General features: G+C 76.2%; 22 protein-coding genes. 12 read left to right on the top strand and 10 right to left on the bottom strand.

Going from position 1 to position 21834, the window contains the following annotated elements:
* The first annotated feature begins 30 nt into the window (after positions 1-30).
* The 4 genes from BM165_RS04465 (at position 31) to BM165_RS04450 (ending at position 4312) form a co-directional block, all read left to right on the top strand.
* A complete protein-coding gene (locus BM165_RS04465) occupies positions 31-1527 on the top strand; it encodes an AlkA N-terminal domain-containing protein (RefSeq protein ID WP_280140681.1) in 1497 nt (498 codons plus the stop codon).
* On the top strand, positions 1524-2060 hold the full coding sequence (locus BM165_RS04460) for a methylated-DNA--[protein]-cysteine S-methyltransferase (RefSeq protein ID WP_075012310.1): 537 nt from the start codon (positions 1524-1526) through the stop codon (positions 2058-2060). Before BM165_RS04465 ends, BM165_RS04460 begins: the two co-directional genes overlap by 4 nt.
* 96 nt (positions 2061-2156) lie before the next feature.
* Positions 2157-3317 carry a DNA recombination protein RmuC gene (locus BM165_RS04455; RefSeq protein ID WP_083427049.1) on the top strand — a complete coding sequence of 387 codons (1161 nt, stop codon included), beginning with the start codon at positions 2157-2159 and terminating at the stop codon, positions 3315-3317.
* Positions 3318-3538: 221 nt separating this feature from the next.
* A complete protein-coding gene (locus tag BM165_RS04450; RefSeq protein ID WP_075012309.1) occupies positions 3539-4312 on the top strand; it encodes a DUF6542 domain-containing protein in 774 nt (257 codons plus the stop codon).
* Between the two features lie 81 nt (positions 4313-4393).
* On the opposite strand, the gene BM165_RS04445 is transcribed toward BM165_RS04450, so the two are convergent.
* Complete coding sequence (locus BM165_RS04445; RefSeq protein WP_083427048.1) at positions 4394-5362, bottom strand: 4-hydroxy-3-methylbut-2-enyl diphosphate reductase; 969 nt, start codon at positions 5360-5362, stop codon at positions 4394-4396.
* Positions 5363-5541: 179 nt separating this feature from the next.
* On the opposite strand from BM165_RS04445, the gene BM165_RS04440 reads away from it, so the two are divergent.
* The 3 genes from BM165_RS04440 (at position 5542) to BM165_RS04430 (ending at position 8786) form a co-directional block, all read left to right on the top strand.
* Positions 5542-7179: a hypothetical protein gene (locus BM165_RS04440; protein ID WP_075012307.1), complete on the top strand. Its 1638-nt coding sequence runs from the start codon at positions 5542-5544 to the stop codon at positions 7177-7179.
* 79 nt (positions 7180-7258) lie between these two features.
* Positions 7259-8482, top strand: a complete 1224-nt coding sequence (gene xseA / locus BM165_RS04435) for an exodeoxyribonuclease VII large subunit (protein ID WP_075012306.1) — start codon at positions 7259-7261, stop codon at positions 8480-8482.
* A gap of 76 nt (positions 8483-8558) precedes the next feature.
* Positions 8559-8786: an exodeoxyribonuclease VII small subunit gene (locus tag BM165_RS04430; protein ID WP_075012305.1), complete on the top strand. Its 228-nt coding sequence runs from the start codon at positions 8559-8561 to the stop codon at positions 8784-8786.
* Positions 8787-8804: 18 nt separating this feature from the next.
* On the opposite strand, the gene BM165_RS04425 is transcribed toward BM165_RS04430, so the two are convergent.
* Positions 8805-9413 carry a DUF4245 domain-containing protein gene (locus tag BM165_RS04425; protein ID WP_075012304.1) on the bottom strand — a complete coding sequence of 203 codons (609 nt, stop codon included), beginning with the start codon at positions 9411-9413 and terminating at the stop codon, positions 8805-8807.
* Between the two features lie 133 nt (positions 9414-9546).
* Between BM165_RS04425 and glpX the strand changes: the two genes are divergently transcribed.
* A complete protein-coding gene (glpX, locus tag BM165_RS04420; RefSeq protein WP_208976644.1) occupies positions 9547-10605 on the top strand; it encodes a class II fructose-bisphosphatase in 1059 nt (352 codons plus the stop codon).
* A 47-nt stretch (positions 10606-10652) separates the two neighbouring features.
* Here glpX and BM165_RS04415 read toward each other — a convergent pair whose 3' ends face one another.
* On the bottom strand, positions 10653-11576 hold the full coding sequence (locus BM165_RS04415) for a hypothetical protein (protein WP_075012303.1): 924 nt from the start codon (positions 11574-11576) through the stop codon (positions 10653-10655).
* A 232-nt stretch (positions 11577-11808) separates the two neighbouring features.
* On the opposite strand from BM165_RS04415, the gene BM165_RS04410 reads away from it, so the two are divergent.
* From BM165_RS04410 to BM165_RS04395, 4 genes are all read left to right on the top strand, one after another.
* Positions 11809-13203 carry a class II fumarate hydratase gene (locus BM165_RS04410; RefSeq protein WP_075012302.1) on the top strand — a complete coding sequence of 465 codons (1395 nt, stop codon included), beginning with the start codon at positions 11809-11811 and terminating at the stop codon, positions 13201-13203.
* Positions 13204-13295: 92 nt separating this feature from the next.
* Positions 13296-14597, top strand: a complete 1302-nt coding sequence (locus BM165_RS04405; RefSeq protein ID WP_075012301.1) for a citrate synthase — start codon at positions 13296-13298, stop codon at positions 14595-14597.
* Between the two features lie 11 nt (positions 14598-14608).
* Positions 14609-14806 carry a hypothetical protein gene (locus BM165_RS04400; protein ID WP_075012300.1) on the top strand — a complete coding sequence of 66 codons (198 nt, stop codon included), beginning with the start codon at positions 14609-14611 and terminating at the stop codon, positions 14804-14806.
* A gap of 169 nt (positions 14807-14975) precedes the next feature.
* Positions 14976-16940, top strand: coding sequence for an NlpC/P60 family protein (locus BM165_RS04395; RefSeq protein ID WP_075012299.1), 1965 nt, complete (start codon positions 14976-14978; stop codon positions 16938-16940).
* A 133-nt stretch (positions 16941-17073) separates the two neighbouring features.
* Here BM165_RS04395 and BM165_RS04390 read toward each other — a convergent pair whose 3' ends face one another.
* The 7 genes from BM165_RS04390 to flgL form a co-directional block, all read right to left on the bottom strand.
* The gene (locus BM165_RS04390) at positions 17074-17838 is read right to left on the bottom strand and encodes a hypothetical protein (protein WP_177225106.1); all 765 of its coding nucleotides are present in this window, start codon (positions 17836-17838) and stop codon (positions 17074-17076) included.
* Positions 17835-18176 carry a hypothetical protein gene (locus tag BM165_RS04385; RefSeq protein ID WP_075012297.1) on the bottom strand — a complete coding sequence of 114 codons (342 nt, stop codon included), beginning with the start codon at positions 18174-18176 and terminating at the stop codon, positions 17835-17837. The genes BM165_RS04390 and BM165_RS04385 overlap by 4 nt, the downstream gene beginning before the upstream one ends.
* Positions 18177-18326: 150 nt before the next feature.
* On the bottom strand, positions 18327-19427 hold the full coding sequence (locus BM165_RS04380; protein ID WP_075012296.1) for a sigma-70 family RNA polymerase sigma factor: 1101 nt from the start codon (positions 19425-19427) through the stop codon (positions 18327-18329).
* Between the two features lie 34 nt (positions 19428-19461).
* Positions 19462-19929 (bottom strand): hypothetical protein, encoded by a 468-nt coding sequence (locus BM165_RS04375; RefSeq protein ID WP_075012618.1) that lies wholly within the window; start codon positions 19927-19929, stop codon positions 19462-19464.
* 200 nt (positions 19930-20129) lie between these two features.
* Positions 20130-20438: a carbon storage regulator CsrA gene (gene csrA, locus BM165_RS26280; protein ID WP_075012295.1), complete on the bottom strand. Its 309-nt coding sequence runs from the start codon at positions 20436-20438 to the stop codon at positions 20130-20132.
* Positions 20439-20523: 85 nt separating this feature from the next.
* Positions 20524-20928: a flagellar assembly protein FliW gene (fliW, locus tag BM165_RS04365; RefSeq protein ID WP_075012294.1), complete on the bottom strand. Its 405-nt coding sequence runs from the start codon at positions 20926-20928 to the stop codon at positions 20524-20526.
* The gene (gene flgL / locus BM165_RS04360; protein ID WP_075012293.1) at positions 20925-21830 is read right to left on the bottom strand and encodes a flagellar hook-associated protein FlgL; all 906 of its coding nucleotides are present in this window, start codon (positions 21828-21830) and stop codon (positions 20925-20927) included. Before flgL ends, fliW begins: the two co-directional genes overlap by 4 nt.
* Positions 21831-21834: the final 4 nt, after the last annotated feature.

Genomic DNA, 21834 nt, shown 5'->3' with positions numbered 1-21834 from the left:
CCGTCCCCGCGCGGTGCCATGCTCGGTGCCGTGACCACCTCCCTCGACGCCGAGCGCTGCTACCGCGCGGTCGCCAGCCGGGACGCGCGTTTCGACGGCTGGTTCTTCACGGCGGTGCGCACCACCGGCATCTACTGCCGGCCCTCCTGCCCGGCGCGCACCCCCGCCGCGGCCAACGTGACCTTCTTCGGCACCGCGGCCGGCGCCCAGTCCGCGGGCTTCCGGGCCTGCCGGCGCTGCCGCCCCGACGCCGTCCCCGGGTCGCCGGAGTGGGACGTCCGCGCCGACGTCGTCGCCCGGGCCATGCGGCTGATCGCCGACGGCGAGGTCGAGCGCGCCGGCGTCCCCGGCCTGGCCGCGCGGCTGGGCTACTCCGAGCGCCAGGTGCACCGGCTGCTGGTCGGCGAGCTCGGCGTCGGCCCGCTCGCCGTGGCCCGCGCCCAGCGCGCGCAGACCGCCCGGGTCCTCGTCGAGACCACCGACCTGCCGATGGCCGACGTCGCCTTCGCCGCCGGGTTCGCCAGCATCCGGCAGTTCAACGACACCGTCCGCGAGGTCTTCGCCTGCACCCCCAGCGAGCTGCGCAGCCGCCGGCCCGCCACGCGCGGCGGCGGCACCCCGGGCTGGCTGACCCTCCGGCTGGCCGCCCGGGCGCCGTTCGACGCCGGTGAGGTGCTGCTCTTCCTCGGCGCCCACGCCGTCCCCGGCCTGGAGGAGTGGGACGGGACGACGTTCTCCCGCGTCCTCGACCTGCCCGGCGGCCCCGCCGTCGTCCGGCTCTCCCCCGCCCCCGACGGCGGCCCGGCCGTCACCGCGCGGCTGCTGCTGGCCGACCTGCGCGACCTGCGCGCCGCGGTCCCCCGGTGCCGGCGGCTGCTCGACCTCGACGCCGACCCCGCCGCCGTCGACGACGTCCTCGGCGCCGACCCCGCCCTGGCCCCGCTGGTCGCCGGCGCGCCCGGCCGCCGCGTGCCGGCCTCCCCCGACGCCCCGGAGACGGCGGCGCGCGCGGTGCTGGGCCAGCAGGTGTCGGTGGCCGGCGCGCGCACGCTCACCGCCCGGGTGGTGGCGCTGGCCGGCACGCCGCTGGCCGAGCCGGTCGGCAGCCTCACGCACGCCTTCCCGCGGCCTGAGGCGCTCGCCGCCGCCGACCTGTCCGCCGTCGGCCTCACCGGCGCCCGCCGCCGCACGCTCACCGGGGTGGCCGCCGCGCTGGCCGACGGGCGCGTGGCGCTCGACCCCGGCTGCGACCGCGACGAGGCGGTCCGCGACCTGCTCGCCCTGCCGGGCATCGGGCCGTGGACGGCGGCGCTCGTGGCCATGCGCGGCCTCGGCGACCCCGACGTCTGGCTGCCCGGCGACCTCGCGCTGCGGCGCTCGCTGGCGGCCCTGGGCAGCTCCGACGCCGACGCCGCCACCCGCTGGCGGCCGTGGCGCTCCTACGCCGTGATGCACCTGTGGTCGCTGGCCGCGCCCTCCCTGTTCACCCGACCCCCCGCCCCTCCCTCCGATCGGAGTGCGTCATGACCACGTCCGCCCGCTTCGCCACCGTCGCGACACCGCCCGGCCCGTTCACCGTCGTCGTCACCCCGGGCCCCGACGGCGGCGACGTCGTCCTGGCCGCCGGGTGGACCGGCGACGTCGCCGACCTGCTGCCCGTCGTCCACCGCTCGCTGCGCCCGACCTGGGTCGAGCGGGCGGAGCACCTGCCGGTGCTCGACGCCGTCGAGGCGCACGCCGCGGGCGACCTCGGCGCGATCGACGCCGTCCCGGTGCGGCAGCGGTCGGGGCCCTTCCTCGAGGACGCGTGGGACGTGCTGCGCACCGTGCCCGCCGGGCAGCCGGACACCTACGCCGCCTTCGCCGTCCGCTGCGGCCGGCCCGCGGCGGTGCGCGCGGCGGCCAACGCCTGCGCCCGCAACGCCGCCGCGCTGTTCGTGCCCTGCCACCGGGTCCTCGGCTCCGACGGCGGCCTCGGCGGGTTCCGCTGGGGCACGCCGGTCAAGCGCTGGCTGCTCGACCACGAGGCGGAGCACGCCGCCGTCCCCGTCGAGGCATAGGAAGCGATACCCACGTCCCGGGAGCCGGGACGTGGGTATCGCTTCCCATGCCTGCGCCTCCTGGGAGATGTCGGTCCCGTCCGGCACGCTGCTGGCGTGGACGCCGCCTCCCTGCTCCTCGGCCTGCTCGTCGGCGCGCTGCTGGGGGTGGCCGTCACCCTCGGCGTGGTGGCGCTGACGTCGCGCCGCCGCCCGGCCGACGACGCCCTCGAGCCGGTGCACGAGTCGCTGGACCACCTGCACCGGCTGCTGGCCGGAATCGAGCGCGACCGCGCCACCGCCCACGGCGAGCTGCGCGAGCAGATGGGCACCGTCGGGCAGACCAGCGCGTTGCTGCGCCAGGAGACCGCGGCGCTGGTGACGGCGCTGCGCACCCCGCACGTGCGCGGCCGCTGGGGGGAGGTGCAGCTGCGCCGGGTGGTCGAGGTGGCGGGCCTGCTCGAGCACTGCGACTTCGTCGAGCAGCCGTCGTCGGTCAACGACGAGGGCGCCGGCGTCCGGCCCGACCTCGTGGTCACCCTCGCCGACGGCCGGCAGGTCGTCGTCGACGCGAAGGTGCCCTTCACCGGCTACATCGAGGCCGTGCAGGCCACCGACGAGGCCGTCCGCGTGCAGCGGGTGGCCGCGCACGCCCGGCAGCTGCGCACCCACGTCGACCAGCTGGCCGCCCGCCGCTACCCCACGGCGTTCCGCCCGGCGGCCCCGTTCACCGTGCTCTTCGTCCCCTCCGACGGCTTCCTCACCACCGCGCTGGAGGCCGAGCCCGCGCTCCTGGAGCACGGCTTCGCCCGCGACGTCGTCATCGCCACCCCCAGCACGCTGCTCGCCCTGCTGCGCACCGTGGCCCACTCCTGGCGCCAGGAGCGGCTGGCGCGCGACGCCGACCAGGTCATCGAGGTCGGCCGCCGGCTGCACGCCCGGCTCACCACGCTGTCGGGGCACCTCACCCGCCTGGGCTCCGCGCTGGGCACCGCGCTGACCCGCTACAACGAGACGGTCGGCTCCTACGAGCGCTCCGTCCTGGCCGCCGCCCGCCGCTTCGACGACCTCGGCGTGGCCGAGACCGCCGTGCCCTCGCCGCCCGAGGTCGAGGCGGTGGTCCGCCAGCTCCGGCCGGCCGTCGACGACGACGACGCGGACGCCGTCCCGCTGCCCGCCGTCCCGCTCCCCGAGGTCCCCGTGCGCGAGGTCCCCCTGCGCGAGGTCCCCGTGCACGAGGACGCCCCGGTGCGCTGGCGGCTCACCGACGGCGGCTGACCCGGGCACCCCCGGCGCGGCGGTGCCGCCGGCTCGTCCCGCCGGTCGCGCTGGACCCCTCCGTCACACCCACCCCGCCGCTCACCGAGACTTGCCAAACCGCGGCGGCGACGTGTCGCATCCCGACACCACGAGGTGCCCCGCCGGACGTCCTCCCGTCGCTACGGTGGAGTCCGACACCGGCCCGGCTGGGACAGGCCGGGCGAAACGGGGAGGTGGCCATGGCCTCGGCGAGTGCAGCCGACACCTGGCGCGACAGCAGCGCCGGCGGCGGGCGGCCCCTCGCCGGTCCGCAGGTGCCACGCCGGGACCTGCCGCGGCACGACGCGACGCCGGCCCGGGCCGCGCGCATGTCGCTGCCGCCCGTGCCGCCGCCTCCGCCGCGTGGCCGCCCCGCGGGTCCCGGTCCCGAGCGCCGCAGCGCGCCGGGGCACGGCACGAGCATGGGCAACGGCCGCCCCGTCGCCGACTCCCGCCCGCCGGCGGCCCGGCCGCAGCAGCGCACCCCCTACCCCGGCGTGCACCCGCTGTCCGAGCGCGGCGCCCCCGAGGCGCCGGTCCGCCGCAGCCGAGCCGCCGACCGCCCGCCGGCCCCCGATGCCCACCGCGCCCCGGACCGCGGTGCGCCCGCCGAGGACCGCGGCACCGGTCTGCGCGGCAGCCTCGCCGTCCTCGGTGTCTTCGTCATCACGCTGGCCGGCGGTGCCGTCGACTCGTTCCTGGGCATCGGCCTCGGCACGCTGACCCTGGTCACGCTGGTCGCCGCGTCCGCGGTGGGCACGCTGCTGGTGCGCAAGCGCGACCTGCTGAGCCTCGTCGTCGCCCCGCCGCTGGTCTTCGTGCTGGTCGGCGTGGTGAACATCGGCCTGGCGCCGTCGGCGAGCTTCAACCTCCCGACGCTCGCCACGATCCTCATCCGCGGCTTCCCCACCATGGCCGTCGCCACCGTGGTCGCGGCCGTGGTCGCGATCGTCCGCTGGGCCGCCCGCCGCTGAGGAAGGACCACCCCGGCACGCAGCAGGGCCCCCTCCCGATCGGGAGGGGGCCCTGCTCGTGTGGGGTGGGGAGGTCCTCCGTCAGGAGGTGGGCCGGGCGGCCTTCTCGGCGCGCCGCAGCTCGTGCGGCAGCGCGAACACCAGCCGCTCCTCGGCGGCCTTGACCGTCTCGACGTCGGCGTAGCCGCGCTCGCCCAGCCAGTCGAGGACCTCGCTCACCAGCACCTCGGGCACCGACGCGCCGCTGGTGACGCCGACCGTGGACACGCCCTCCAGCCAGGCCGGGTCGATCTCGGCGGCGTAGTCGACCAGGTGCGAGGCGCGGGCACCGGCCTCCAGGGCCACCTCGACCAGCCGGACGGAGTTCGACGAGTTGGTCGACCCGACGACGATCACCAGGTCGCACGCCGGCGCCATCTGCTTGACCGCCTGCTGCCGGTTCTGGGTGGCGTAGCAGATGTCGTCGCTGGGCGGGGACTGCAGCCCGGGGAACCGGTTCCTGAGCTGGTCGACCGTCGCGAGCGTCTCGTCGACCGACAGCGTCGTCTGCGACAGCCACACCACCCGCTCGGGGTCGCGCACCTGCACGGAGGCGACGTCGTCAGGGCCGTCGACGAGCTGGATGTGCGACGGCGCCTCACCCGAGGTGCCCTCGACCTCCTCGTGGCCGCGGTGGCCGATGAGCAGGATGTCGTAGTCGTCGCGCGCGAACCGCTTGGCCTCCTGGTGGACCTTGGTCACCAGCGGGCAGGTGGCGTCGATCGTGCGCAGCTGCCGGGCGGCGGCCTCCTCGTGGACGGCCGGCGAGACGCCGTGCGCGCTGAAGACGACGACCGAGCCCTCGGGCACCTCGTCGGTCTCGTCGACGAAGACCGCGCCGCGCCGCTCGAGGGTCGCGACGACGTGCTTGTTGTGGACGATCTGCTTGCGGACGTACACCGGGGCGCCGTGGATCTCCAGCGCCCGCTCGACGGCGACCACCGCCCGGTCGACGCCGGCGCAGTAGCCCCGGGGATCGGCCAGCAGGACCCGTCCGCGCTGATCAGCCATGCCTCCCATGGTAGGAGCACCCCGGCCGCACCCCCGGCGTCCACGCGCCTCCGGCGGGACCCGGCAGGGCCCTGCGCATGGAGACTTCCGACACACCGGGGGGAGCAGCCCCGCCCGACCGGGTGGCCGCAGCCGGGGCCGTGCTGCCGACACAGGCGGCCTGCGGCAGTCTGGGGAGCATGTCCCGTGAGATCCCCGAGCCGGTCCGCGCCTACGTCGGACTGGCCGCCACCGTCCTCGACGAGGCCCGTCGCCTCCCCGAGACGCTGCCCGGCCTCCCGGTGCGCCTCGTCGGCATCGCGCTCCAGACGGCCATGAAGCTGCAGCAGCACTGGTCGGGGCTGGTGGCCCGCGGCGACGAGGTGCTCACCGGGCTGCGCGGTGACCGCGAGCCGGGCCTGGCCACCTTCGACGACGACGAGGAGGTGCCCGCCGTCGGGCTCGTCGCCCAGCCGATCGACGTGCTGCGTGACTCCGCGTTCGACCGCGCACCCGACGTCGACTCGATCGGCATCTCCGACGAGGAGGTCGCCGAGCTGCCCACCGACCCGGCCGCCGACGCCGTCGCGGCCGCGGTCGAGGACACGGCGGGGCTCACCGAGGTCGACGTCATGGAGGTCGACGTCGACACCGACGCGGCCGGACTGGTGGACGACGAGCTCGCCGGCCTGCCGCAGGACCCGGCGCCGGCCGCGGTCGTCGCCGCCGTCGAGGACGTCAACGACCAGGTCCTGGGCGCCCAGGAGGCCGAGGCGGCGCTCGGCGCCGCCGACTCCGCGCTGACCGCCGAGGACGCGCTGGAGAGCGCGCTGCTGGAGGCCGAGGGCACCGACGCCACGCCGGCGGCGGGCACCCCGGACGACGCCCCGGCGGCCAGCGACCCGGGCGGCTCCCCCGTCGGCGAGCTCGCCGGCGCGCCCGACGTGGGCAGCGACGACACGACGACGCCCGACGCCGCTGACTCCGGCACCCCCGACACCGACATCGGCCTGGCCGACGAGGCCGCCGGCGATGCCACCGGTGACGCCACGGCCGGCACCGCGACCCCGCCCGACGCCGGCGTCCTCGGCGAGGACGCCGAGGCCGACGCGTCGGCGGCCGAGGACGCCGCCACCGAGGTCGACGTCATCACGCCCGACGGCCAGGTCACCACGGTCGAGGGCACCGTCACCGACGAGGGCGTCGTCGCCCCGGAGACCGGTGACACGGGCGGTGACACGGCCGGTGACACGGGTGCGGAGGCCGGCGGCGCCCCCGACTCCGACGTCGTCACCGACGAGCACGTGCGCGTCGACGAGGAGATGGGCACCGAGGCCGGGCCCGGCGAGGACAGCGGGGCGGCCACCGACACCGTCGAGCCCGAGCCGGCCGCCGACGCGCTCAGCACGGAGGCCACCACGGAGGCCCCTGCGGAGGTCATCGACGAGGGCGGCACCCCCGTCGCCGCGGCCACCGGCGTGCGCACCGACGTCGGCGACACCGACACGGCCGAGGACGACGCCGCGATCGCCGAGGGGGCGGCCGTCGACGCCGTCGGCGGGGAGTCCGCGGCACCGACCGACGACCCGGAGGGCGGCAGCGACCTGTCGGGCTCCCAGGCGGCCGGCGCCGCGCCGGTGGAGGGCTACGACTCCTTCAGCGTCGCCCAGCTGCGCGGGCGGCTGCGGGGCTACCAGCTGGCCACGGTGTCCGACCTGCTCGCCTACGAGGAGGCCACCCGTGCGCGGGCGCCGTTCGTGACGATGCTGCGCAACCGGCTGGAGAAGCTCGAGCAGCAGGCCGCCGACAACAGCCCCTTGCAGCCGCGCGGCCAGTAGGACGCCGCCACACCGGCCCGGGATCCCCGATGCGGGGTCCCGGGCCGGTGTCGTCGGTGGCGCCTGGCAGGCTCGGAGCATGACCGCGCCCTCCTCCCCCGAGGCGCCGTGGCCCGTGCGCACGGTGGCCCGCAAGGTCGCCGAGTGGATCGGCCGGCTCGGCGAGGTGTGGGTGGAGGGCCAGGTCGCCCAGCTCAACCGGCGCAGCGGCGCGGCCACGGTCTTCCTCACCCTGCGCGACCCCGCCGCCGACCTGTCGGTGCCGGTCACCTGCGCCCGCGACGTCGCCGACCGGCCCGGCCTCGAGCTGACCGAGGGCGCCCGGGTCGTCGTGCGGGCCCGGCCCGACTACTACATCGCCCGCGGCTCCTTCTCCCTGCGTGCCACGGAGATCCGCGCCGTCGGCCTGGGCGAGCTGCTGGCCCGCATCGAGCGGATCCGGAGGCTGCTGGCCGCCGAGGGACTCTTCGACGTCGCCCGCAAGCGCCCGCTGCCCTTCGCCCCCGCCGTCGTCGGCCTGGTCACCGGCAAGGACTCCGCCGCCGAGCGCGACGTGCTGGTCACCGCCCGGCGCCGCTGGCCGGCGGTGCGCTTCGCCGTCCACCACAGCCTCGTGCAGGGCGTCAACGCCGCGGCGTCGGTCATCGACGGCCTGCAGCGGCTCGACCGCGACCCGGAGGTGGAGGTCATCGTCCTCGCCCGCGGCGGCGGGTCGGTCGAGGACCTGCTGCCGTTCTCCGACGAGGGCCTCGTGCGCGCCGTCGCCGCCTGCCGCACGCCGGTGGTCACCGCCGTCGGCCACGAGACCGACACCACCCTGGTCGACCACGTCGCCGACGTCCGCGCCGCCACCCCCACCGACGCCGCCCACCGCGTGGTCCCCGAGATCGGCGAGCAGCGACGGCTGGTCGACGGGCTGCGCGCCCGCGCGCGGCACCTGCTCACCGTGCGCATCGAGCAGTCCGAGCGGTGGCTGGAGAGCGTCCGCAGCCGGCCGGTCCTGGCCGATCCGGAGCGCCTGCTGCACGGCCGCGCCGACGACGTCACCGCGCTGCGCGACCGGGCCCGGCGCACCCTCACCCACCGGGTCGAGACCGCCGAGCGCGACCTCGAGCACGCCCGCGCCCGGGTGGCCGCCCTCTCGCCGCAGGCGACCCTGCAGCGCGGCTACGCACTGGTGCAGCGGGCCGACGGCGGGCTGGTCCGCGACCCGGCCGAGGTGGCCGACGACGAGCGGCTGTCGGTGCGGGTGGCGGGCGGCCGGCTTCCGGTGCGGGTCGCCAGGGAGGATGGGCAGCCGTGAGCGGACAGGAACGTGAGCATCGCAGCGAGGAACGAGCGAGGAGCGGAGCGTTCCGCGGGAGCGAACCGAGGACATCGTGAGCAGTCCCGAGCAGCCGACGCGCGAGCAGCCGACGCAGACCTACGAGCAGGCGCGCGAGGAGCTGGCCGACGTCGTGCGCCGGCTGGAGGCCGGCGGCCTCACGCTGGAGGAGTCGCTGACCCTGTGGGAGCGCGGCGAGCAGCTGGCCGAGCTGTGCCGGCACTGGCTGGACCGGGCCCGCGAGCGGCTGGCCGCCGCGACCCCCGCCGACCGGGAGGGCTGAGCTCCTCCGGCCGGGCGCTCAGCGCACCACGACGGGGGCGATCGAGGCGGCCACCGTCTCGAGCTCGCCGTCGTCGGCCGAGCCGGTGACCAGGGTGGTCACCCCGGCCTCCTCCCGGGACAGCACCGTCTCACCGCGCTGGCTGGTCAGCCGGGTCCAGGTGCGCCCCGCCACGTCGACGCTGCCGTCCTCCTCCGCGCCGTCGAGCACCGCCCGCAGCGGGTCGGCGCGCGGGTCGTCGCTGGTGACGAACCCGGCGTACTCGTCCGACGGCGTCACGTAGCCCACCTCGAGGGTCACCGGCGCACCCGGGGCGGCGTCCCCGGCGTCGGTGCGGGCGCTGGTCGGCCGGTAGCCGTCGGGCAGCCCGGACGGCGCCTCGACGAGGTAGTCCGCCCGAGCCGCGGCCAGCTGGACGGTGCTGGAGGGGTCGATCGCGCGGACCGGGTCGGTGCCGCCCTGCCGGAACGCCATCCAGCCGACGGCGAGCAGGCAGATGACCACCAGCGGCAGCAGCGAACGGATCATGTTCGCCGCGCTCATCCGGTTGGCCCGCTCGACCGCGGACGGCGCCGGTGGGGGCTGCTCCTCGGGGGCCTGCTGGCCCGACGGGCCGGTCGTGGTCATACCCCTAGGATCGCAGCACCGATCCCGTACCCCGCCGCGCCGCGTCCCGACGACCCCGTCCGCCCGATCGGCAGCGGGGGACGACCGCCCTGGGCGGTGGGTACCGGCGACGTCGCCGAGACAGGAGGTCCTCGTGACCCTTCCCGTGCCCGACGGCCCCGTGCCCGCGAGCAACCGCGCCAGCACCTTCCGCGCCGGCCGCCCCGCCCCCGACCGCAACCTCGCCCTCGAGCTGGTCCGCGTCACCGAGGCCGCCGCGATGGCCGCCGGCCGCTGGGTGGGCCGCGGGGACAAGAACGGCGGTGACGGCGCCGCCGTCGACGCGATGCGGGCCCTCATCGGCACGGTGAGCATGCGCGGCGTCGTCGTCATCGGGGAGGGCGAGAAGGACGAGGCGCCCATGCTCTACAACGGCGAGCAGGTCGGCGACGGCTACGGCCCCGAGTGCGACGTCGCCGTCGACCCGATCGACGGCACCACCCTGATGGCCAAGGGCATGCCCAACGCGATCGCCGTCATGGCCGTGGCCGACCGCGGCGCCATGTACGACCCGTCCGCGGTGTTCTACATGGAGAAGATCGCCGTCGGGCCCGCCGCCGCCGACGTCGTCGACATCACCGCACCGGTCGCGGAGAACGTCCGCCGGGTCGCGCGGGCCAAGCACAGCTCCCCCGGCGACGTCACCGTCTGCATCCTCGACCGGCCCCGCCACGACCGGCTGGTGCAGGAGGTCCGCGAGGCCGGCGCGCGCATCCGGTTCATCACCGACGGCGACGTCGCCGGTGCCATCGCCGCGGCCCGCGAGGGCACCGGCGTCGACATGCTGATGGGCATCGGCGGTACGCCGGAGGGCATCATCGCCGCCTGCGCCCTCAAGTGCATGGGCGGTGCGCTGCAGGGCCGGCTGTGGCCCAAGGACGACGAGGAGCGGCAGAAGGCGATCGACGCCGGCCACGACCTCGACCGGGTGCTGCAGATCGACGACCTCGTCCGCGGCGACGTCTTCTTCGTCGCCACCGGCATCACCGACGGCGAGCTGCTGCGGGGCGTGCAGTACCGGGCGGGCGGCTGCACCACCCAGTCGCTGGTCATGCGCTCGCGCTCGGGCACCATCCGCTCGATCGACAGCCTGCACTCGCTGCAGAAGCTGCGTGCCTACTCCGCGGTCGCCTTCGACCACACCGACGACTGAGCGGCCGGCCCCGGGCGGGTGCCCGGGGCCGGCCGCTCAGGGGCGGGTCACTGCGGGAAGGTGACCGTGCACAGCTCGCCGGTGCCCTCCGGTTGCCGGCCGGCGCAGGTGTCGCCGTAGGTCTCGTAGGACGTGTCGACGTCGGCCTCGAAGAACAGGTCGTCGCACGCCGTCATGGTGCCGTCGAAGCACTGCTGGGCGAGGGCGTCGAGCGCCGGGTCCGCGCCGAGGCCGGTGGGCGGGATCGTCGCCGGCGGCAGCCCCGCCCCCGGGGGCGGCGCGCTCGGGCTGCTCGGCGGCGGCGCGCTCGGCGAGGACGGCCGCGGGCTGCTCGACGAGCTCGACGACGAGCTCGACGAGGACGAGCTCGACGAGGACGAGCTCGACGAGGAGCCGGACGACGGGCTCGACGACGCGGTGGAACTGCTCCGCGTCGGGTCGGCGACGGTGGTGGGGTCGTCGTCGCGGAGCAGGAAGAACAGCAGCGCACCGATCCCGGCGATCACCAGCACGCCGACGACGGTCAGGACGACCGCCAGGTTCCCCCTGCTCTTCTGCGCCGGCTGACCGGGTGGCGGCCCGTACTGGCCGTACTGCTGGTCCGCGCCGTAGCCGGCCGGCGGGTACTGCTGCACGTACGGCTGACCCGTGCCGTACCCGCCCGGCCGGTACGGCTGCCCGTAGGGCTGGTTCGGGTCGTAGGCGGGCTGGGTGTCCTGCCGGTTCGGGTCGTAGCCGCCCGGCGGGTACTGCTGGCCGTACTGCTGGCCCGGGTCGACGCCGGGCTGGGTCTGCCGGTTCGGGTCGTAGCCGCCCTGCGGGCCGTACTGGCCGGGCTGGAACTGCGCCGTGGGCGGGGCCGGCTGGCCGAACTGCCGGGTCGGGTCGTCGGACTGCCCCCAGCCCTGCTCCCCGGGCTGCCGGCCCGGGGGGTCGTTGCCGTCCTGCGGCGGATGCGGCGGCTGGGACATGGGGCGGACTCCTCGGGCTCGGTCACTGGCGGGCCCAGGCTAGGTCGGGCCGGGGCGGGGGCCAACCACCGACAGGTCACGGGACGGCGACGGACCGGCCACTCCGCCCCGGTGGGCCACGCCCGCCCCCTCGCGAGGGCCGCCGGCGGGCAGGCGGGCGGCGGGCGGAGCGGAGCCCCTCCTAGGGTCACGGCTGCAGCACCGATCCCACCGACACCACACGGGAGCCAGCGTGGCCACCGAGCAGGAACACCGCGTCGAGCACGACTCCATGGGGGAGGTCCGCGTCCCGGCCTGGGCGAAGTGGCGGGCCCAGACCCAGCGCGCCGTCGAGAACTTCCCGATCTCCGGGACGCCCATCGAGCGGGAGCTCATCGCGGCCCTGGCCGCGATCAAGGGCGCGGCCGCGCGGGTCAACGCCGACCTCGGCGTCCTCGACGGCGAGGTCGCCGCGGCGATCGCCGACGCCGCCGCGGAGGTGGCCTCCGGGAAGTGGGACGAGCACTTCCCCATCGACGTCTTCCAGACCGGCTCGGGGACGTCGAGCAACATGAACACCAACGAGGTCATCGCGACCCTCGCCACCGAGGCCGGCGGCACGCCGGTGCACCCCAACGACCACGTCAACGCCTCGCAGTCGTCCAACGACGTCTTCCCCTCGGCCATCCACGTGGCCGCCACCCGGGCGATCGTGCGCGACCTGGTGCCGGCGCTGCAGCACCTGGAGGCCTCGCTGTCGCGCAAGGCCGAGGAGTTCCGCGAGGTCGTCAAGAGCGGCCGCACCCACCTCATGGACGCCACCCCGGTCACCCTCGGGCAGGAGTTCGGCGGGTACGCGGCGGCGGTCCGCTACGGCGTCGAGCGGCTGAACGCGTCGCTGCCCCGCATCGGTGAGCTGCCGCTGGGCGGCACCGCCGTCGGCACCGGGATCAACACCCCGCCCGGCTTCGCCGCGGCGATCATCGAGAAGCTGGCCGCCGAGCTCGAGCTGCCGCTGACCGAGGCGCGGGACCACTTCGAGGCGCAGAGCTCGCGCGACGGCCTGGTCGAGGCCTCCGGCCAGCTCAAGACGATCGCCGTCGGCCTGGTGAAGATCGCCAACGACCTGCGGTGGATGGGCTCGGGCCCGCGCACGGGCCTCGGCGAGATCCAGCTCCCCGACCTGCAGCCGGGCAGCTCGATCATGCCCGGCAAGGTGAACCCGGTGATCCCCGAGGCGGTCATCCAGGTGGCCGCCCAGGTCATCGGCAACGACGCCGCGGTCACCTACGCCGGCACCACCGGCGTCTTCGAGCTCAACGTGACGCTGCCGCTCATGGCGCGCAACGTGCTGGAGTCGATCCGGCTGCTGGCCAACGTGAGCCGGATCCTGGCCGACCGCTGCGTCGACGGGGTCGTCGCCAACGTCGAGCAGTGCCGCACCTATGCCGAGTCCTCGCCGTCGATCGTCACTCCGCTGAACAAGTACATCGGCTACGAGGAGGCGGCGAAGGTCGCCAAGCAGTCGCTGGCCGAGCAGAAGACGATCCGCCAGGTCGTCCTCGAGCGCGGCTACGTCGACCAGGGCAAGCTCACCGAGGCCCAACTCGACGAGGCCCTCGACGTCCTGTCGATGACCCACCCCTGACCGCCCGGCGGGGTGGACGCCGCGCCGGTCCACCCCGCCGCGTGGCGGTCCCTGTCGTCTGCGCGGCCTGACGCCAGTAGCGTCGGGCCACCATGACCGAGACAGCCACCACCCCTGAGGTATCCCTCCGGCACCCGGGAGGTGAGCTCCCGCTGCGCACGGTCCCGGCGACGGAGGGCTCCTCCGGGCTCGACGTCTCCAAGCTGATGGCGACGACCGGACAGGTCGCCCTCGACATCGGCTTCGTCAACACCGCCGCGTGCACGTCGGCGATCACCTACATCGACGGCGACGCCGGGATCCTGCGCTACCGCGGGTACCCGATCGACCAGCTCGCCGGGAAGGCCAGCTTCCTCGAGGTCACCTACCTGCTCATCTACGGCGAGCTGCCCACGACCGACCAGCTCGGCGAGTTCGACGAGCGGCTGCGGCGGCACACGCTGCTGCACGAGGACCTCAAGCAGTTCTTCAACGGCTTCCCGCGGGACGCGCACCCGATGCCGGTGCTCTCCTCCGCGGTGAGCGCCCTGTCGACCTTCTACCAGGACTCCCTCGACCCCTTCGACGAGCGGCAGGTCGAGATCTCCACGGTGCGACTGCTGGCCAAGCTGCCCACGATCGCCGCCTACGCCTACAAGAAGTCCGTCGGCCAGCCGTTCCTCTACCCGGACAACTCCCTCGGCCTGGTCGAGAACTTCCTCCGGATGACCTTCGGGTTCCCCGCCGAGCCCTACGAGGTCGACCCCGAGCTCGCCTCCGCCCTGGACATGCTGTTCGTGCTGCACGCCGACCACGAGCAGAACTGCTCGACGTCGACCGTCCGGCTGGTCGGCTCCTCGCACGCCAACCTCTTCGCCTCCGTCTCGGCCGGCATCAACGCGCTGTTCGGCCCGCTGCACGGCGGGGCCAACCAGTCAGTGCTGGAGATGCTGGAGGCGATCCAGCGCGACGGCGGCGACATCCCCGCCTTCGTCGAGCGGGTGAAGAAGAAGGAGCCCGGCGTCAAGCTCATGGGCTTCGGTCACCGGGTCTACAAGAACTACGACCCGCGCGCGACGATCGTGAAGCAGACCGCCGACACCGTGCTCGACAAGCTGGGCGGGGACAACCAGCTCCTCGACCTGGCCCGCCAGCTCGAGGAGATCGCGCTGTCCGACGACTACTTCGTCGAGCGCAAGCTCTACCCCAACGTCGACTTCTACACCGGGTTGATCTACCGGGCCATGGGCTTCCCGGTGCGGATGTTCACCGTGCTGTTCGCCCTCGGCCGGCTGCCCGGCTGGATCGCCCAGTGGCGTGAGCTGATGGACGACCCGGCCACCAAGATCGGCCGTCCGCGACAGGTGTACACCGGCGAGACGGAGCGGGCCTTCGTCCCGCTCGCCGAGCGCTGATCCCGGCGCCGATGGGCAGCGAGCCGCCCGAGGACGTCCTGGTCCTCCCCCCGATCCCCCTGGCGACCGGGCGGCTGCTGCGCGACGACGACGACCGGCCGCTGGCCATCACCGCGGTCGAGCTCGTGGTCTCCACGGAGGACGGGGGCGAGCACCGCATCGCCCTCGTCCCCCGGCACGGCGCCTGGTGGGCACCGCCCGACCGCTGACGCCCCGCGCCCCGTCCCCCGGGCGGGCGCACCGTCTCACCCCCTGGGGTGAGACCTCCTCCCTCGTCCCTCCTCCGGGTCCCCCGACCGGTCGATCTGACGGCGAGCGCTCCACGGCACGACGCCGCGGAGCGCGGCCAGCCGATCGAGACCGCCGGGGGACCACGCCGTGCCCGCACCACGCACGACCACACCCCGCACGACCGCCTCCCGCAGCTCGGCCTCCCGCAGCTCGGCCTCCCGCAGCTCGACCCCCCGCAGCTCGGCCCCCCGGCGCGAGCTCACCGCCCGCGAGGCCGAGGCGCTGCGCGCCCTGCTGGCCGCCCGCGCCGCGGCCGGCACCCCGGCGGCTCCCGGTGCCTCCCGCCCGGCGCCGGCGCGTGCCGCGTCGCGGAGGAAGGGCCCCGCCCGGAAGCGCCGGCCGGCCGCCCGCCGCCGGCCCGCCGCCCGGACGCCCCGCGAGCGCGGCCCCTGGCGCACGCGGCTGCTCGTCGTCGGACTGGCCACGCTGCTGGCCCCGGTCGTGACCGTGCTGCTGACCCCCGCCGCCACCGCGCCCGGCGCGGCCACCGCGGCCGACCCGTCCGGCCTGGCGCTGGCCGCCCGCAGCACGCTGCTGCAGGACGCCGACGCCTACCGCCGGCTGCAGGCCGAGATCGCCACCCGCCGGGCCGAGCTGGCCGACGCCGTCGCCGCCGAGCGGACCGCCCGCGACGCCGTCGCCGCCGAGCAGGTGACCGTCGGCAGCGCCGCGGCCGACCTCTACCGCTCGCGGGCCACCGGCCGGATGCCGGTGCTCGCGCTGGACGCCACCGCCTCGGCCAGCACCCCCGACGTCCTCTACCGGCAGGCGCTGGCCGACCGGGCCGCCGCCGAGCGGGAGGCCGCCGTCGTCCGGGCCCGGCGCGCCGCGGCCGCCGCGGAGGCCGCCGCCGCGCGGGTGACCGGCGCGCAGGCCGCCGTCGACGCCGCGACCGCGCAGGCCCGCGTCCTGCTCGACGGTGTCCGGGAGACCGCCGACGACCTCGGCCTCGACGTCGCCGCGCAGCTGGCCGGGCTGGGCACCGTGCCCGCCGCGGGTGCCCAGCAGGAGCGCAACACCGCCGCGCTGCAGCGCTGGCAGGGCTTCCTCGCCGAGCTGGCCTCGGCCGGGATCGAGCCGCCGTCGGCCGCCGAGCTGGCCGACCCCACCGCGCTGCCCGACGGCTTCTCCCCCGCGCTCGACGCCGCCGGCCAGGCCGTCCCCGGTGTCGCGTGGGCCGTCGTCGGCAACCGCCCGGTGACCGTGCTCCCGGCGGAGACGGTGGCCGCGGTCAGCACCGCGCTGTCGCAGGCCGGGCGTCCCTACGCCCCCGGTGCCGCCGGCCCGGACAGCTACGACTGCGGCGGGCTCACCGCGGCGGCGTGGCTGCTGGCCGGGTACGACCTGCCGGCCACCGCGGCCGGGCAGTGGGCCGTTGCCGCCGTCGTCCCCGCCTCGCAGCTGCAGGTCGGCGACCTGGTCGTCTCCGACGGCGGCGCCGACGTCGGCCTCTACGTGGGCGCCGGCGAGGTGCTCGGCGCCTCGGCCGCCACCTACCAGGTCGGCGTCCGGCCGGTGCCGGCCGACGCCCGCGCGGTGCGGGTCACCCTGCCCGCCCCGGCGCAACCCAACGCCCCGCTGCCGCCGACGGCCTCGAGCCGCGGCGCCTGCGGCGCTCACCCGGCGCCGGTCGGGCCGGTCAGCCCCGCCTGGGGCGGCTGGGCCAACGGCCGCATCCCCGGCGAGGCGCTGTGCCCGGTCGCCCGCGGCCACGCGCTGCGCTGCGACGCCGCGGCCGGCTACGCCGCGATGAGCCGGGCGTTCGAGGCCGACCTCGGTGAGGCGCTGTGCATCACCGACTCCTACCGGCCGATCGGCGCCCAGGTGGACGCGTTCCGCCGCAAGCCCGGGCTGGCCGCGGTGCCGGGGACGTCGAACCACGGCTGGGCGCTGGCGGTCGACCTGTGCGGCGGCGTCAACGTCGCCGGCACCCGCGAGTGGACCTGGATGACGCAGCACGCCGGGCGGTTCGGCTTCGTCAACCCCGACTGGGCGCGGCCCGGCGGCGAGAAGCCCGAACCCTGGCACTGGGAGTTCGGCCACCTGGCCTGAGCGGCCGGCCGCCGAGATCACGTGATCTCCGCAGGGAATGCGGGGTCGGAGCGCCGAGATCGCGCGATCTCGGCAGGGAATGCGGCGTCGGAGCGCCGAGATCGCGTGATCTCGCCAGGAGCCTCCGGACCTCCTACAGCCAGGCGAGCCGGGTCAGGCCTGTCCAGGGCAGGCGCACGCACGCCTCGCCGGTCAGGCCCGCCAGGCGGTCGGCCACCCCGGCGGCGGCACAGGCCAGCGGCCGCGTCGGCGTGACGACGACGTTCGGGTCGCGCAGGCCGAGCCCCGCGTCGGCGATGCGCGCGAGCAGCCGCTCGGGTGCGGCCAGCGCGGCGGTGGCCAGCATCGGTGCGCCGGGATGCGACCACAGCGCCACCGGCCCCTCGACCCGCAGCACCCCTCCGGCGTCCGCGGCGCGGGCGGCCGCGCCGGTGCGGGTGCGGGCCACGGCGGCGGCGTCGGCGCGGTCCGACGGCGTCCAGGCGACGGTGCGCTCACCACGCCGGACGACGACCCGCCAGCCCACCGCCGACCGGCGCTCGTCGGTCCAGTCCAGGACGGCGACCCCGGTGCGGGCGGCGACGGCGTCGCTGACCGGGCGCCGGGCCACGACGGCGGTCAGCGCGGCGGCGACCCCGTCGGTCGCGGGGTCCACCCCGGCGTCGGTCATGTCCTCGGCGAGGTCGCGCAGCGGGAGCCGGGTCCGCCGCTCGTCCTCGGCGAGGACCAGCACGGGACCGCGGGCGGGGTCGGTCAGGACGGCGGCGCGCAGGCCCCCGGTGACCAGGCCGGGCAGCACGGCGGCCGCGGCGGCGCGGACGTCGTCGACGGCGACCGGTGCCGGCCGCCGGCGGTGCAGCAGGCCGGCCGGGGACCGCAGCGGGCGCTGGGGCATCACGGGCGGCGCCCGGCGAGGGTGGCGCGCAGCGCGGCCGGCAGTGCGGGGAGGCCCAGGACGCTGTCGAGCTCCTCGGCCGACAGCCGCACCGGCAGGACGTCGTCGGCCCAGCCGGTCACCCGGCGCACGCGCGCGGCCGGCGCGGGCCAGACGGCGTCGCGCGCGGCGGCGACGTGCAGCTCGGTGAGCACGTCGGCGAGGTGGACGGCGGTGACCGGGTGCAGCCCGGGTGCGGTCAGCCCGTCGCGGACGAGACCGGCCAGGCACGCGCGGTCGGCCTCCGAGAGCCAGTGCGGCAGCAGGACGACGGCGGGGTCGCCCGCGGGCAGCACGCTCACCGCACACCTCCCCCCGTCGGCGTCTGCGGTCCCGGCCGGCCGGCGGCTGCGGCGTGTCGGCGGGGACTCGCGGTCACGTCCTCGGTATCGGCAGGTCGGAGGCGGGATGGACCCGTCTGGACCGCACTGCTTCCAGCCGATTCCCGGGCGTCACTCCGACAGCTCGGTCAACCTGTCCTTGAGCGCCCGCTCGACGCGGTCGGCGTGCACGTTCATGTTCCGGACCGAGGTGCCGAGGTCGGCCGAGACCTGGGTCTTGGTCTGCCCGCCCCAGGTGGTCAGGTACCAGGTGGCCCAGCCGAGGACGTTGGGCTGCGCGGCCCGCTGGCCCCGGGCCGCGGTCGGGTCGGGGGCGCAGGCGGCGGTCAGCGCGTGCGACAGCAGCGTCTGCTCGGCCTCGTCCATGATCTGGTCGGGCGCCTCGGTGGAGTCGGGCACCAGCACCTCGGTGGCGTCCGGGCCGCCGTCGAGGGACTGCAGGTTGCGCAGGCCGTTGAGCGTGGCCACGGTCTGCGAGTTGCGCCGCAGGGTCGCGACGCTCTGCCCCATGTACTCGGCGAGCTCCCGCTCGGTGGGCCGCCGCTGGTGCTCGGCCTGGAACGCGGCGAGCGCCTTCTGCTGGCGGTTCTCGGTGTCGGCCGCCGTCCGGCCGTGGGCGCTGCGGCCCAGGTCGTGCACCCACTTGGACAGCTGGGTGGCGAGGAAGGCCCCGAACGGGACGCCCTTGGTCTCGTCGTACTGCCCGACGGCCTTGAGGATCCACTCGGCGACCTGCTGGTGCAGGTCGTCCTGGTCCGGCACGTGCATGCGCAGGGTGCTCGTGTTGCGCTGCAGCCGCTTGAGGCTGACCGGGTGGTAGTGCCGGCACAGGTCCTCGAGGAACGCCGGAGGCAGGTCCCGGGGGGCGCGGCGGCGGACGCCGGGCTCGGCCCGCAGGCCCACCGTGGCGCAGCCGCGGCCGGCGCACCACGCGCGGATCCAGTCGGCGAGGACCTGGCCCTGGCCGCACGGGCCGTCGACCCGGTACAGCCCCTCCCCCTCGTCGTGGCTGACCGTGACGCCCTCGGGCAGGTCGGCGCGTAACTCGGCGAGCGGCAGGTCCTGGTCGACCCGGAAGTGCACCCGGTCGCGGGCGGTGATCGGGACGGCGGCGAAGCCCTCGGCCTCGGGGATCCCGCCGAAGACGAGCGGCGCGCGGCCGGCGGCGTCGGCCGGCTGGTCGGTGGCGGGGACGGCGGTACGGGTGCTCACGGAGGTCCTCACGTCGATCGCGGGGTGGCGGCCGTCAGGCGAGGACGCGCGGGGCCGGGACGACCCGCGGGGCCGGGACGCGGACGGCCGGGGCCGCCTCGACGTCGGCGTCGCCGAGCAGGACCTCGGCCGCGGCGCGCTCGGCGGCCGACGGCTCGGCGGCGTAGACCGGCATGTGGTCGTAGAGGACCGTGAAGACGTCGCTGACGAAGGCGTAGGCCGCCTGCGCCTGCGGCGAGAAGCGCGCGATGGCCTCGCGCGGCCCGAGCTCGACGCCGACGGTCACGCGGACGACGCGGTCGTCCTTGGCCAGGCCGGTGACGGCGAAGGCGATGTCGGGGTGCGCGGCGGCCAGGGCCGACAGCTCGGCGAGGCAGCGCCGGGTCGACCCGCGACGCGGCCGCAGCTGCACGTGCACGACCACGGTCTCCTCGGCCGGCAGGCCGTACCCGTCCTCGACCCGAGTCCGCTCGGTGTCCACTGCGTACGCGCTCTGACGCATCTCCATCGCCCCCTGTGTCGTGCTCGGGGGCAACTCTGTCGCATGAGCGCACAGTAACGGGCACACAACTCGCCGTGCCCTGCGCAATCCGCGGGCCGACCTTCGTCAGGTCTTGCCCGTGCGCGGCGGCCGTGCGGTCCAGCGGGTCGGCGCCACGGCAGGAGTTGCCGAGCCGCCGACCCGCCGTCCGTGCGAGTCGTTCAGCGTCGGCCGGTCTCCGGCGGGCCGGGGCGGGCGGCGCGGCGCGGGGCCGCGCCGTCGGCGGGCGCGGGGGCGCTCCCGGACGACGGGGCGAAGGCGGCCAGCGCCCCCAGCGTGTCGGCGGTGACCTGGGCGGCGAGCAGGTTGGCCTCGGCGATCTGCCGGTAGACCTCCTCGCGGTGGATGGTCACCTCGCGGGGGGCGGTGAAGCCCAGGCGGACGGTGCCGCCGCGGACCTCGACGACGTGGACCTCGATGTCGTCGCCGATGCGGATCGTCTCGCCGACGCTGCGGGTCAGTGTGAGCACGGGTACCCCTCCATGGGTGTCTGTCAGCCTCCGTGGCACACCCGCTCGGGAGCGGGTGGTGGAGCGATCGTGCGCTCCGCTTCCTCTATCGGCGCAGGGGACGCCGGATCGGATGACGGCTGTCGGGCAGGACCACCTGGGTGGCCCGCCAGTTCGCCGGGTTGAGCACGACCGGTGCCCGCAGGTTCGCCGTCGCACCCGCGACGCCCTCGGCCGGCACGGTGACCAGGCAGAAGAGCAGGGCGCCGGCGGCGTCGTCGAGGTCGAGGTCGGTGAGCACCTGGCGCGGCAGGGACGGGGCGTAGTCCGGGAACCACCGGGCCGGGGGGATGGCCAGGAAGCGCGGACCGTCGGCGTCCATCGACTGCAGCCAGAACAGCAGGCCGTCCCCGTCGGCCGTGACGAGCACGTAGTCACGGGAGTCGGGGAAGCCGGGCAGCGGGGTCACCATGCCGAGCAGCGGCAGGGTGACGACGGGGGCGAGCGTCACCGGAGGAAGTCCACGAGCGTGGGCTGGATGACCTTCGCCGTCGCCGAGAGCGCCGCCTGGTAGCCGGTCTGCTGCATGTTCAGCTGCATGATCGTCTTGGGCAGGTCGATGTCCTCGACAGCCGTCAGCTGCTTGGTGAGCGTCAGCTGGAGGTCGGCGTTGACCTGGCTCGCCGTGTCGACGCGCACCGCGCGAGCGCCCACGGAGGCGGCCGCGGTGAGCAGCCGCTCCATGCCGGCGTCCAGGGCGTTGAGGTGCCCGGACAGCGCGGCCGGGTCCGCCGTCACGTCCGTGGCGATCCTGCCCACGAGCGCGAAGAGGTCGTCCCCGTCTGCGGGGTCGCCGAAGGCCTCGGGACCCGCGACGTCGATGCGGACCACCTCGGTGTTCGACAGCCGGCGCTCGACCGCGATGGCCGGGATCCCCGCCGTGCCGCCGACCCCGACGTAGGCCCCGTTCTCGTCGTAGGCCCGGGATCCCTCGGTCACGCCACCGAACAGCGGGCGGCCGTCGAGGGTCTGGTTCGCCAGCCCGAGGAGGGCGTCCCGCAGGGCGGCCACCTCGGTGGCGACGGCGGCTCGGCTCGTGCCGGACATCGCGCCCTCGTTCGAGGCCTGGACGGTGAGGTCCCGCACGCGCCGCACCTGCGCGAGCATCGTCGTCAGCGCCGTGTCGGTGGCCTCCAGCCAGCCCTTCGCGTCGGAGATGTTGCGTTCCTGCTGGAGGGCGGCCGACTTGTCCTGCCGCACCTGCATGGCGCGGTTGACGCCGGTCGGGGAGTCCGACGGGCGGCTGATCTGCTTGCCGGAGGTGAGGCGTTCCTGGGTCCGGCCCAGCTCGCCGAGGTTGCGGTTGAGGCCCTGGAGCGCCGTCTGGGCGACGGCGCGCTGCGTGATGCGCACTCAG

Origin of the sequence: Geodermatophilus obscurus (genome assembly GCF_900115395.1) — a bacterium.
Taxonomy (GTDB): Bacteria; Actinomycetota; Actinomycetes; order Mycobacteriales; family Geodermatophilaceae; genus Geodermatophilus; species Geodermatophilus obscurus_B.
This window is presented reverse-complemented; position numbering and strand designations above follow the sequence as displayed.